Raw genomic sequence first — 13,154 nt, 5'->3', positions numbered from 1 at the left:
CGGCTCAGCCCGCCACCGAACCGACTACCAGGTGCTGTTCGCCAGCAAGGCGTACTGGGCGGCCGCCCGCTGATGGGCGTCGGCGAGCTGATTCGACTCGACCGCACCCGTGTAGCGGCGGTAGCTGACCATGCACCGAAAGCGCTTTGCGCCACTGTTCCGGTTTTGGTCGCTGGTCTCTCCGCATTTCGCGTTCGGCACCCCGGCGGGCGCGTCCGCGGCGCCGGAATAGCCGTGCGCGAGAATGGCCGCGGACAGACGCTCGGCGGCCTGCGCGTCCCGTACGCGGAAGAGCATGCTGACGCCGTCGTAGGACGCGCCGGAGGTGGTGAATCGATCCATGCCGCTGTCGGCGACCAGCCGCCCCCAGAAGTCCTGGTCGCTCACCCGATTCAGGAACCCACGCGGTTCGGCGACCGCCTGGTTGGCGAAGTCGGGTCCGAAATAGACCTGTGTGTCGAGGGTCCGCCGCAGCATTCCATCCGCGTCGAAGGGCAACCGCAGGACGCCCTCGCGGTCCAGGGGCGGCAGCGAATCCAGCAGTGGCAGTTGGGCGTCGTAGACCTTTTCGGCGAGGGCCGTCAGTTTCGACAGGTCCGGGTCCTTCACCCCGAGATAGGTGTCCACGACATAGCTGCCGTGCGCCAGGGTCGACCCGATGCTGGCCACGCCGGGACGCCAATGGCTGTGGGCGTCAGGGTACTTCGAGAGCGACACGTGCTGATTCACCTCGGCCGCCACTCCGAAATCGGCATTCTCCAAGTCCGCGGCGGCCTTCGATGCCGCCGCGGCATCGGGGAATTGCATCACCGTCACCGTGGTGAACGCGCTGTCGTCGGGGGTCTTGCCGTACTTGTCCGGCTGTTTCACGCTGTGCCCCACCGCGACACCGAACATCATCTTGGCGGCGTCGAGGATGGGCGCGGTGACCTTGGCCAGTACGACGGTGGCGCCGTCCGAATCCTTGAAAGGATGAACGCCGGTGCTGTACTTGAATTCCGGATCGACATCCGCGGCATTGACCACGTGGTCGGCCAGTCGCTGCTCGGCCAGTTCGAAACCCTTGGCCATGTCGGGGAAGTACTCGTAGCGCAACTCCAGCGGATCGGTGGAGTACTTGCCGACATCCAGTGTGCGGACGTCGATTTCCCCGGGACGGGCGCCGCCCTGGACGATCGGGCCGCACCCCGTCACCGCGGCGGCGATCAGCATGAGCAGGGCGGTCACTCGAAGTTTGTGCGAGAGCATGCTTTCCGTTCCCCCTCAGTGTTCCGCGTTGACCAGCAGGGCGTACTGCGCCGAGATACGCTGCTGGGCATCGAGGAGCTGATTCGCCGACACCTCGGCGGCGAAACGACCGTGCCTGACGTAGCAGTAGTGGGAGATCGCGAACTTGTCGGGACCGGTGTACTTGCGGCACTGGGCATTCGGCAGGTTCGCCGGAGATTCGGCCGGCCGGAAGGTGCGTGAGGTCTCGCTGCGCGCGGTGACGATCGCGTCGGCGGCCGCGGCGTCGCGGGCACGGAAGACGGTGCCGCCGTTGAACGCCACCCGGTCGACACCCGCCTTGTCGAACAGTGCCGCGTTGTCGTCGCCGGGGAACAGCTGCAGTCCGCCGTGCCGGTCGTAGACGCCGGGAATGCCACGCTCGGATCGATCGTCGTACACGGTCGGCAGCGTGCGCCCGAGGACTCCGTCCATATCGACGGGCTGTTCGGTCAACTGGTCCTGGGGAATGACCGGGAACTTGGCGAGGGCAGGCGGGATGGCGTCGAGGCCGAGCTGCGCCCGGGCAATGAGCTTGGCCGGATCGCTCACCCCGGTCTCGGCCATCACGTCGTCCCAGACGTAGGTGAAGAGGACGAATCTGCCTGTGGCATACCAGGAGCGGACGGTGGCATTGAAGTTGTACTGGGTGTCGAGGTAGACGAACGCGTCCGGATACTTGTCGATCCGCAAGCGCTGGCTGCCCGGGACGGCATCGAAGTCGGCCTGGCCCAGGGCCCCAGCGGCGGCGCTCGCCGCGGCGTCGTCGGTGAAAATCAGCACGACGTTCGAGTACTCGTAGGCCAGAGTTGCCTGTTTGTCGGAGTTGCCGGTGGTGACGAAGCCCGAGATGAACCCCGGGGCCGCGGCCCTCAGCGCATCGGCTTTGGCTTTGGTGCGCAGTGTCATGGCACCCGAACCGAAATCGATGAACGGGCGGATGGCGCCGTTCACTGCGGCTGCGGGGTACCTGACCTGTGGATTCACCTCGGACGGCAGGGGTATGTAGTTGGCCAGCCGCTCGGCCTGCACGGCGCGCGCCAGGTCGGGGTCGGCCGCCTTGTCGTAGTGCTTGGGCTGGGTGGGCAGATTGCCGGTGTCGAGCTTGCTCAGGTCGATCATCGGTTCGACGGGCGCCGCCGGGGCCGCTTCGGTATCCGAGCCGCAGGCGGCTGTCACCACCGCCGATACCACCAGGGCGACGGCCACGGCCGCCCGTTTCACCGTGCGCATGCTTCCCCCTCCATCAGTAACAATCGGTACGAACTATCGGTCGTAACCGCTACTTGATTCTGTTGTGCAGCACCGGAACCAGCTTGTCGGCCAGGATCTGCGTGGAATCCGGGGTCCAGCCGCGCAGCGCGGCCACCGCGGCCGGATCGTCGAGCGGGACGACGATGGCCCGTGAGCTGGTGATCTCGCTCGGCAGGCCGAGCAGCCCACCGCCACCGGCCTTTTCGTCGCTGCGCACCGCGATGATGTAGGAATCGTCGGGCACGGTCAGCGACCCGTAGCCATCGGAGGGGCGGGGAGAGGTTTCGTCGCCCTTGGGCTGGTACTCGTTGTTGTAGACGAAGCCGAGGCTCTCCAGGAACTTCGCCTGCGGGGTGCCGGCCAGGTAGATGCTGTATTTGGTGTTGAATTGCGCACCGGTCACGTCGACCATGGTGACGGTCTTGCCCGCGAAGGCGGGATTGTCCTTGCGCGCCTTGTCCACCGGGCTCAGATTGGGATCCACCGTGGTGGTCGCCGATGCTCCGGTGCTGGAAGCCGTCGTGGCGGAATTGGTCTCGCGGCCGGTGGCCACGATCGCGATGCCCACGGCCAGTGCGACCGCCACCACCGCCGCACCGATCCCGATGTAGAGCCGGTTGCGGATGCGCGGGGCCGGCCCCGTCTCGGTCAGCTCGGACGCGGAAAGTGGTATACCGCCGGTGGTTTCGCCGCCGGATCGCAGCATGCTCGGCGGCGCGACCTGGATCGGATAGGTCGGCGAGGTGGTGGTCGACACCGGGTTGTAGCCGGGCACCAGTGCGGCCGTGGCGGCGTCGGTGAACTCGCGGCAGGAGTTGAAACGCTCGGCCGGGTTCTTCGCCATGACCCGCGCGAAGATCTCGTCCAGCGCCGCGGGCAGGTGCGGGTCGACGTCGGTGGCGCGCGGCGGCGGCTCGTGCAGGTGGCCCATCATGACCAGCGCCGGTTGCGTTGCGGGATAAGGGTTCCGGCCGGTCAGCAGCTTGAAGAAGGAGCAGCCGAGGCTGTAGATGTCGGCGCGGTGGTCCAGCGGCCGGCCGGACAGCTGTTCCGGCGGCGCATAGGCGATGGTGGCCACGAAGCTGCCGGTTTGGGTGAGCTCGGTGGTGTCCTCGGTGGACTTGGCGACGCCGAAGTCCGCGAGCAGCGCGCGCTCGTCCTCGCCGTCGACGCTGGACAGCAGGAAGTTGGCGGGCTTCACATCGCGGTGCAGCAGGCCGCGGCGGTGCGCGTAGTCCAGTCCGCGGCCGATCTGGGTGACGATGGACAGTGCGCGCAGCGGCGGCACCGCGGCCGGATCACGCTTGAGCTCGGCCGAGGCGTCGGTGCCCTCGACATACTGCATGGCGATCCACAGCCGGCCGTCCTCCTCGCCGCGATTGTGGACCGAGACGATATTCGGGTGGTCCATGCCCGCAACCACATTCGCCTCGCGTTCGAAGCGACCGCGGAACTCCCCGTTGGCGGTCAGATCGGAGGAGAGCACCTTGAGCGCGTCCATACGCGGCAGTTCGGGATGTTTGGCCAGGTAAACCGTGCCCATGCCGCCGGACCCGAGCACGCGGACGATCCGATACCCGCCGACGATGGTGCCTGGACTCATCGCCATTGCCGGAACTCCTGGATGATTCGGTGGGGCAGGCCGTACCTGCCGGAGCATACCGGGCTCCCACCGCCGCTCCGCGACTCCGAAAGGCCGCTGAGTAACCTGGGTGCTGTGTTGAACAATCCCTGCCGTGTGCTCCTCGGGGGTCGGTTCCCTTGATGGATCGGCAGGTCGAGGTGGTCGCGGGCGGTCATGTGGTGAGCCGGGTGGCGGGTGCGGTCATCCTGGTGGCGCATCGGGAGCCGGGGGCGCTCACGCCCGGATCGCGGGCCGTGGTGGCGGCGCGGGCGCTGGGCGAGCTGGTCGCGGATGCGACGGATCAGGCCCCGGACGGGCCGGGCCGGCTGGTCGCGCGGCACGCCACCCGCTGGCTGATGAAGGAGGCCGAGCGCATTTCGCCCGGCGCGCCCATCGAATTCGGCATCCTGACCGCCGCCGACACCGGTGGCCTGGCGATCTTCCTGCACGGATCGGTGACGGCGCTGCTGGCCGGGTCCGTGGTCGAGTACTACCGCGGCAGCGATGCCGCCTTCACCGTGGACCGGGTGGCCGAACGCCCCGCGAGGGCCGCCGCCCTGTTCATCGAAGGGGACCGGCCGCCCGAGCTACCCGGGCGCGGAATCGGTTCGCTCATCGAGGGACTCGCGCCGGCGGCGGGCGCGGTGGTGTGGTTCGAGGGCGAGCCGGTGGTGTCGCGACGGCCCGCGCGCCCGGCCGGGGCGCGGCAGCGGGTCGTGGAACCGCCGCCGCCGACCGCGGCGTTCGACGCGGAGCGGGATCCGCAGCCGGAAGCGATACCCCTGGACCCCAACCTGATTCCGACCCGCACCTCCAATCGAATTCCGGCGAGCCTGGACCCGGAACCCGAACCCGCCCAGGATGATCCGGACACCGAGGGCATCGACCTGCACCGCGCGCCGACCGAGATGGGCGGCGCCCGGGAGGCGAACGGCACCAACCCCGCGCCCAAACCCGACCCGGACCTGCAGCGCCGCCTGGAGGCCACCGCCAAGGCCACCGCGCTCACCGTGAAGGTGCTCGGATTCAAGTGCGCACGTGCGCATCCCAGCGATCCGCGGGCGGCCTTCTGCACCGTGTGCGGCATGCCCGTGGATCAGACCCAGCAGCCCGCCGAGGTGATCCGGCCGCCGCTGGGCATGCTGGTGCTCGACGACGGCATGACCTATATGGTGGCCGCCGACGCCGTGGTCGGCCGCGACCCCGAGCATTCCGATCCGGTGCGAGCGGGCCTGCTGCCCTTGCGAATCGACGACAACTCCGGCGGCATGTCCCGCGTCCACGCCGAGATCCGCCTGGTGAACTGGGACATCACCATCGTCGACCACGGCTCCACCAACGGCACCCGGGTCCGCCCGCAAGGCTACCGGGATTGGATTCGGCTGCAACCGAATCAGCCCTTCACCCTCGCCGCTGGCACCGAAATCATGCTCGGCAACCGGGTGCTGCGCCTCGAACCGGTCGCACCCCCGCCGTTCGGATGAGGCGCGATCAGGTATAGCGCGAGTAGCAGGTGTCCTGGGTGCCGAGGACACCGGCGCGGAAGGCGTCGACTCGGGAGAAGCCGCTGGGGACGGTCTTGCCGTCGGTGTCGCTGGCGGCCAGGCCGTCGGAGAGCAGGCCGGAGACCGCCTCGTCGAGATCGCCCGCCGACAGCGAGATGTCGCCCTGGGACTTGCTGCGGTTGGGGTCGGCCAGCTTTCCGGAGATCACGCCCGACAGGCAGGCCGCGCGCAGGCCGGTCTTCGCCCCCTTCAGCGGCAGTCCCGCGGCATGCTGCACGGCCAGGGTGTAGCGCGAGATGAAGACGATGTAGGCGGTGAAATCGCCGGTCACATCGGCGGGCAGGGCGTCCTGGTCGTCGGCGTTGGAGACGCCGCGATCGTGCAGCGCGGGCACATCGGTGCCGATCAGGTTGGTGGCGGGGCAGTAGGTGACCGGGACGGTGTCGGCGCCGTTGCGGCATTTCAGTTTGGCCGAGTCGTAGCTGTACTTGGGCTCGTCCGGGATCGGCATGATGGCGGCCATGGCCTTGGCCAGCTCCTGGAGGTTGGCCTTGTTCACGTCGGACTGGCCGTGGCCGGAATCGTTGCCCAGGGTCTGCGGCAGATCGCCGCGGCGGCGGTCGATCTCGTTCTGGTCGATGGCCTTGCAGCCCTTGGGCCCGTCGGTGAAACCGATCTGTACCGCGGTCACCCGCTCGAACGCCGAACCGTGCACGTTCTGCGGATCGTCCGGGTCCGCGTCGCGGAAGGCGACGGTGGCGGCCAGCACCGCGTTCAACCCGTCGGAGGTGTTGATCGTGAAGTGCTTGGCCTTGCCCTCGGCCACATTCCGGATGAACGCCCCCGCGAAGCAGTCCGCCTGCTGCTCCTTGACGATGGTCGGGGTGCGGCGGCCGACGAGCTTGGCCATCTCCTGGATGGCATGCCCGTACTCGTGGGCCAGCACCATCACCACCGACATCTTCCCGAACTCGTCGGCCACCGCGGGGAGCAGCACCCCACGATCCCAGCCGACGGATCCGTCCAGGCGGCAGTAGGCGGCATTGACGAGCCGGTAGCTGGACTCCCCGCAGAACTGCCCGGCCTGCGAGCGCGGCGTCTTGGCGCTCCACGAGATGAACTTGCCGACCGGGCTGAAGACGCCGCCGAACTCCAGCGGGAACTCGCCCTGCCAATAGGTCTGGATATCGTCGAGCGCGTTGAGAACCAGGTGGTCGACCTGGCCGCCGTCGGAATCCTGCGCGGTCAGCGTCGAATCCGGGGCGCCCGCGCGCGGGCCGCTGGGTCCGCTGGTGGTGGGCAGACCGGCCACCTTGAACGGGTCGTCGTAGATGGAAACCGCCCGACCGTGAACAGTGCGTGTACATCCGGACAAGAGCGCGACCGCCAGCACCAGCACCCCCGCCACCACGCGGCGAATCCCCCCGGACCGGCGCGTGCGCACCGCCTCCCCCTGGCGTCTCGCCACGTGCACTCCCTCGCAGGCTGATTCGATCTCTGTCCCGTTATCGGGCCTGCGGCCGATGAGCGCAACGCCGGACTTCGGGGGCTTCGCTTATTATCCAGCCATGTCTTCACCGGGGGCGCAGCAGATCACCGTGCGTCATGAAGGAACCGAACGGGTCTTCGACGCGACCCAGCAGATCACCATGGGCAGGGCGCCGGAGGTGACGCTGTTCGTCGACAGCCCGCTGGTGTCCCGGGTGCACGCGACCCTCAGCTACGAGGCCGGGTCGTGGATGCTCAGCGACAATGGCAGCACCAACGGCGTTTTCGTGGACGCCCGCCGCCTGAACACGCCGCTGGTCATCAACCGGCCCACCCAGGTGCGGCTCGGCGATGCCATCACCGGGCCGCTGCTGCACCTGCTGCCGCAGGCCAGCCGGAGCGGTGGCACGCCGCCGCAGCAGCAGCGTCCGGGCATGATGCCGCCGCCGAACCGGCCGCCGTCGCGGCCGATGCCCCAGGCGGGACAGCCGCAGCAGGCCCAACAGCCGCCGGTGCAGCCCTTCGCGCAGCGCCCGCCGGTGCAGCAGCGGCCCAATCCGCAGCAGGCCTGGCCCAACCCGGCCCAGGCCAACCCGAATCTCGCGCAGCGGCCGCCGGTGAACCGGCCCGCGTCCGGACCGCAGCATCAACTGCCGCACCCGGTACCGCACCAGCAGCCGAATCCCCTGCAGCAGCGGCAGACTCCGCCTCCCGGCACCTCGGCGACGCCGAATGTGCCGCGCCCGCCGGTGCATACGCCGCCCCCGGCCGCCGCTGACAACATCAATATGACCACCAAGGCGGACACCTCCGCGCTGCCCCCGATCCGCGCCCGCGCCTCCACCGCGGCCATCGCGCGCGCCGACCGGATTCCGCGCGACGGCCTGAACATCGGCCGTACCAGCGACAACCAGATCGTGGTCAACGACCCGATGGCCTCGCGCCGGCACGCCCGCCTGGTGCCGGACCGGCAGGGCCTGGCCATCGAGGACCTGGGCTCGGCCAACGGCACCTTCGTCAACGGCCGCCGCGAGCAGCGGGCGCTGCTGCGTGAACGTGACATCGTCACCATCGGTAACGTCGACTTCGTCGTGCAGGAGGGCACGCTGGTCCATCGCCAGCGGCCGGTCGCCGAGCAGGGCCTGCACGTGCACGGCGTCTCGTTCACCGTCGAGGGCAACAAGCAGTTGCTCATCGACGTGAACATGCAGGCCGGGCGCGGCTCGCTGACGGCGCTGATCGGCCCCTCCGGCGCGGGCAAGTCGACCCTGTCGAAACTCATTGCGGGAACGACGCATCCGTCCGCGGGCGTGGTCACCTTCGAGGGCCGCAACCTGCACGCCGAGTACGAGGCGCTGCGCTCTCGTATCGGCATGGTGCCGCAGGACGACGTGCTGCACCGGCAGCTGACCGTCAAGCAGGCGCTCAACTTCGCCGCCCAGCTGCGCCTGCCCCCGGATACCAGCAAGGCCGATCGCCAGCAGGTGATCGCCGATGTGCTGAAGGAACTTTCGCTCACCCAGCACGCCGACACCCGCGTGGACCGGCTCTCCGGCGGTCAGCGCAAACGCGCCTCGGTGGCCATGGAGCTGCTCACCGGTCCCTCGCTGCTGATCCTGGACGAGCCCACCTCGGGCCTGGACCCGGCGCTGGACCGGCAGGTCATGACCATGCTGCGGGAACTGGCCGATGCCGGGCGCACCGTCATCGTGGTCACCCACTCGGTGGCCTGCCTGGACATGTGCGATCAGGTGCTGCTGCTCGCGCCCGGCGGCAAGACCGCCTTCTGCGGGCACCCGGGCAGCGTCGGCCACGTCATGGGCACCAGCGACTGGGCCGAGATCTTCGGCCGCGTCGCCGCCGATCCGGACGGGGCCTTCGCGAATTTCCGCTCCCGCCAGGCGTTCGCGGAGCCGCCCGCGCCGGTCAAACCGGTCGAACGGGCGAAGGCGCCGAAATCCAGTCCGCTCAAACAGTTCTCCACGCTGTCTCGGCGGCAGCTGCGGCTCATCTTCGCCGACCGCGGCTATCTGGCGTTCCTCGCGATCTTGCCGTTTGTGCTGGGTGGCCTGTCGCTGGTCGTGCAGGGCAAGAGCGGATTCGAGTCCGTCGGCTTCGTGCAGGCGCCGGACGGCAGTTTCGTGCGCGCCAACAATGGCGAGGCTCAGCAGCTGCTGGTGGTGCTCATCCTCGGCGCCTGCTTCATGGGCGCCACACTCACGGTGCGTGACCTGGTCGGCGAGCGGGCCATCTACCACCGGGAGCGTGCGGTCGGATTGCGTTCCGGCGCATACCTGATGTCGAAGGTCGTGGTCTTCAGCCTTGCGGCACTGCTGCAGTCGGCCGTGATGATCGGCATCGTGCTGGCGGTGAAGAAGCCGCCGAGCAAGGGCGCGGTGATTCCCTACGGCCCGGCGGAGCTCTATCTCGATGTCGCCCTCACCGCGGTGACCTGTGTGGTGCTGGGTCTGGCGCTGTCCGCGCTGGCCAAGTCCAACGAGCAGGTGATGCCGCTGCTGGTGGTGATCATCATGGCGCAGCTGGTGATGGCGGGCGGCATGATCCCGGTGACGGGCCGCGTTGTGCTGGACCAGCTTTCCTGGCTGTTCCCCTCGCGCTGGGGCTATTCCGCGGGAGCGTCCACGGTCGATCTGCCCAATCTGTCGGCCTCGGCGGCGGCGCAGCAGGACCACTTCTGGAAGCACACCGTCGGCGCGTGGGCACTGGATGTCTCGGTGCTCGCCGTGATCGCCGTGCTGCTCGCCCTGTTCACCTGGTCGCGCCTGCGCTTGAAGAAGTCGGCTGCGTGATCGGCCATTCGCGCAGGCGGGGGTGCGAAGTGTGGATTCGGTCGCGCGCGCCGCGAAGCGAGCAGGCAGACTGATGACTGTGACGGCTCGAGTTGGGGCAGTGCATCTCGGCTGGGACGTGGTGTCGGTGGCCGCCGGTGGCGGCGGTTCGCCCATTCGCCCGGTCCAGGTCGAAAGCTCATACACACCGCCCGCATACCTGCTGGCGGATTCGTCCGGCCGGCTGCACACCGCCGGCGTGGACCGGCGTCCCGATGTCGGCATCGCCATCTCCGATGTGCGCGACATCATCGGGCACCCGCAGATCGTGGTGGCCGGGGCGACCTGGCCGGCCGAGCTGGTCTTCCGGGCCCGCATGCACAATCCACTCGCGTCCATCGTCGAGCACCTGGGCGGTGCGCCGGATGTGCTCGCGCTGCCATTCCCCGATGAATGGCCCGACCCCAAGGTCGACGAATTCGTGCGCCTGGTGGAGCAACTCGGCGTGCCCGCCGAGCCGTTGCCCGAATCGGTCGCGCTCTCCGGCTATGTCCGCGCGCTCGGTCTGGTGCGCGCGCCCGGTCGCGGTCCGGCGGTCGGCGCGGTCGGCGTCTACTCCGACGGCCGCGAATGCCTGGTCGTCGCCGTCCATGGCAATGACGATCAGCCCACCGAGTCGGTCAGCGTCGCCATCACCGCCGAGGCGCTGCACGAGGCCCACGCCGCCGACAATGTGGTCATCGAGGTGATGGCCGCAGCCCGCGCCATCAATGCCGACACCTCGACGGTGCTGCTCACCGGCAATGTGTGCTTCAACGACGCACTGCGCCTGGCCTTTCAGAACCATCTCGGCCACCGCTTCCAGGTCGCCGACCACCCGATGCACGCCCTGGTCCTGGGCGCGACCCATCTGCTCGTCGCCGACAGCGAGGGCGACCCGGCCTACGACCGGCCCGCGGCCGCCGCACCGCAGCCGGCGGGCGCCGATGCGCGCCCGGTCGAGCAGGGTCCGCGTCATGTCACCGGCGGCCCGGCCGGCGGGCAGCCACTGCAGCGTCAGCCTGAGCCGCTGGCCCACCAGCCGGAATTGATTCCCCGGCACATGGATTCACCGCCCGCGCCCGAATCCCGCGCGCAGCGACCGGATTCCGCGCGCGGCACCGGCCCGCAGCCCACGGTCGATCCCGCCGCCGCGCCGGATCACTCGGGTGCCGACCCGGCGGGTGCGACCGTCCGCCTCACTGCCGAGGAGGCCGCGGCCATGACCGCCGCCGCCCAGCCGAAGCAGGCGGCCGGGACCGGCCCACAGGCCGTCGCCGATCCCGCCGCAGCAGGACCCACCAGGCGAATCACCGCGCAGGAGGCTGCATCTCAGAGCGGTGGCGCGGGCACGCCGACCGGACCCGGCGGCCTGACCCAGCGAATGACGGCCGAGGAGGTCGCGCGGCTCACCGCGCAGGCGGCGGGGCAGTCGCCGAGTGGCGATGCGGGCCAAGGGGTTCCCCGTGGCACCGAGAATCCGAGCACCGGACCGCAGCCGGTGGCCGGCAGCCGCGGTACGCTGCCGCCCGGGCTGGAGGGCGTGGGTGGCCGGTTCATGCGGCCGCCCGGGTCGCCGGCCGATGATCAGCTGACCACGGTCATGGGCCAGGGCGGCGCCGGGGCGGGCCAGCAGGGATTCGGTCAGCCGGGCACGCCCGCCGCCGATGGCGGGCCGGGCACGGGTGCAGGCGCGCCACAGGGCTCGGGTGCCGTAGGCGCGCAACAGGGTTCGGGCGGTGCGCCCGCCGGACCGTACGGCTCCGGCGGTTACGGGCCGGCCGGCGGCTACGGCCAGGCCGCCGGGCAGCCGGGCTACGGCCAGTACGGACCCGGTGGTTCCTACGGATCCGGTCAATCCGGACCGGGCGCCGGGTCTTCCGGCTACCCGGCCGGTGCGGGCTACGGTTCGGCGAATGCTCCGGGCTCCGATGCGGCCGCCCGGGGCGGCTACGGTCCGGGCGGCGCGCAGCCGAACGCGGGTGGCCAGCACGCCCCGCAGCAGGGTGCCGCCGGGCAGTACGGTCAGGGCGGATACGGCTCGGGCGGCTATGGGCAGCAGGGTGGGTACAACACCGGCGGCTACCCGGTCGGTCCCTATGTGCCCGAGGGAGATACGTCCGGTTCGGATCGCGGGAGTTTTGCTGGATCCGGTGGAAATGCTCCTGGCCAGTCCGGCGGGATGTACGGTGGGTCGATGTCGACGGGGGCGCGTGGAGCGAATCCGCAAACGCCGGAAGACTCGGCCGGGCAGCCGGATTCGGAATCCGGCTCCGAGGGCGACCGCAAGCAGCGCAAGGGCAAGCTGTGGAACAAGATGCGCAAGCCCTTCGGCGCTCCGATCATCGTCGGCGCGGCGGCGCTGTCGCTGCTGGGCGCGCACTCCGACCAGCGGTCCGACCCGGTCGCGTCAACCACGCCCGCCGACACCGTGATTCGGGTCGGTGGCGGGACCGTGAGCCCGGTCAACGAATCCTGCGCCGTGACCCCGTTCGTGTCCGGCCTCCCGCATGCGGGCATCGCCACCGTCGGTGATCCGAGGGATCAGGACTGTCTACGCTTCGGCATCGACACGCTGCGCTACACCATTCCCGGACCCGCGCGCGGCGCCGATCCGGGCCCGCCCCTGCACATCTGATCCGTCCGTCGCGAGATCGTCGAGCCGCAGCCAGTTGGTGGCGGTCAGCAGCTCGACCCGGGAGACCCGGGGCGCGGGTCCGGCGTGACCGGTCAGCGCCCAGGCGCGTTCGATGGTGAGCCGCAGCAGCCGCCGGGCCGCGTAGAACAGCAGCGCGGCCAGCGGCAGTTCGCCGATGCCGGCGGAGAGCAGGGCGAACCACAGATCCGGGCTGTTCCAGTCGAGCACGATGTCGAACCAGGCATCGCAGATCAGCAGCGTCCCGGTGATCATCGCCCACGGTATGAAGACCTGCCGGCGCCGCCAGGCGTGCCAGGCGGTCATGCCGATCGCGCCGACCAGCGCGAAATCGAAGCCCACCCATGCGATGTCCCACTGGTCCACCTCGCGCGAGGAGGGCAGGCTGACCGAGAGGTACGCAATCCACGGAATCAGGAAGACCAAGCTGCCGGTGACGACGATGAGCAGGATCCGGCGCATCGACTGGGCGTGCGTATGGCTCGGATGAATGCTGATCGCCATGGCGGCCTCCATTGGCAGTGCGAGTGATC

At 69.7% G+C, this 13,154-nt stretch carries 8 protein-coding genes; 3 read left to right on the top strand and 5 right to left on the bottom strand.

From position 1 onward, the window contains the following. Positions 1 to 24: 24 nt before the first annotated feature. Genes AB0L60_RS00910 through AB0L60_RS00900 form a run of 3 tightly spaced genes read right to left on the bottom strand, consistent with a single transcriptional unit; the run spans position 25 to position 4,129 of the window. A complete protein-coding gene (locus AB0L60_RS00910) occupies positions 25 to 1,227 on the bottom strand; it encodes a hypothetical protein (RefSeq protein WP_364605425.1) in 1,203 nt (400 codons plus the stop codon). Between the two features lie 36 nt (positions 1,228 to 1,263). After that, entirely contained in the window at positions 1,264 to 2,499 is a 1,236-nt protein-coding gene (locus tag AB0L60_RS00905; RefSeq protein WP_364605423.1) for a hypothetical protein, read from the bottom strand. Positions 2,500 to 2,548: 49 nt separating this feature from the next. Then, on the bottom strand, positions 2,549 to 4,129 hold the full coding sequence (locus AB0L60_RS00900; RefSeq protein WP_364605421.1) for a serine/threonine-protein kinase: 1,581 nt from the start codon (positions 4,127 to 4,129) through the stop codon (positions 2,549 to 2,551). Between the two features lie 155 nt (positions 4,130 to 4,284). On the opposite strand from AB0L60_RS00900, the gene AB0L60_RS00895 reads away from it, so the two are divergent. After that, entirely contained in the window at positions 4,285 to 5,628 is a 1,344-nt protein-coding gene (locus tag AB0L60_RS00895) for an FHA domain-containing protein (RefSeq protein ID WP_364605418.1), read from the top strand. Positions 5,629 to 5,635: 7 nt separating this feature from the next. Here the strand turns inward: AB0L60_RS00895 and AB0L60_RS00890 are convergent, their stop codons facing one another. Then, the gene (locus AB0L60_RS00890) at positions 5,636 to 7,069 is read right to left on the bottom strand and encodes a metallopeptidase (RefSeq protein ID WP_364606698.1); all 1,434 of its coding nucleotides are present in this window, start codon (positions 7,067 to 7,069) and stop codon (positions 5,636 to 5,638) included. A 148-nt stretch (positions 7,070 to 7,217) separates the two neighbouring features. Between AB0L60_RS00890 and AB0L60_RS00885 the strand changes: the two genes are divergently transcribed. Both AB0L60_RS00885 and AB0L60_RS00880 read left to right on the top strand, forming a co-directional pair. Then, complete coding sequence (locus AB0L60_RS00885) at positions 7,218 to 9,947, top strand: ATP-binding cassette domain-containing protein (protein ID WP_364605416.1); 2,730 nt, start codon at positions 7,218 to 7,220, stop codon at positions 9,945 to 9,947. 79 nt (positions 9,948 to 10,026) lie between these two features. Continuing rightward, entirely contained in the window at positions 10,027 to 12,603 is a 2,577-nt protein-coding gene (locus AB0L60_RS00880) for a hypothetical protein (protein WP_364605414.1), read from the top strand. Here the strand turns inward: AB0L60_RS00880 and AB0L60_RS00875 are convergent. Continuing rightward, entirely contained in the window at positions 12,520 to 13,125 is a 606-nt protein-coding gene (locus AB0L60_RS00875) for a hypothetical protein (protein WP_364605412.1), read from the bottom strand. The two genes, AB0L60_RS00880 and AB0L60_RS00875, sit on opposite strands and share 84 nt — an antisense overlap. Between the last annotated feature and the right edge of the window lie 29 nt (positions 13,126 to 13,154).

Source organism: Nocardia sp. NPDC051981, from assembly GCF_040680715.1.
Lineage (GTDB): Bacteria > Actinomycetota > Actinomycetes > Mycobacteriales > Mycobacteriaceae > Nocardia.
This window is presented reverse-complemented; position numbering and strand designations above follow the sequence as displayed.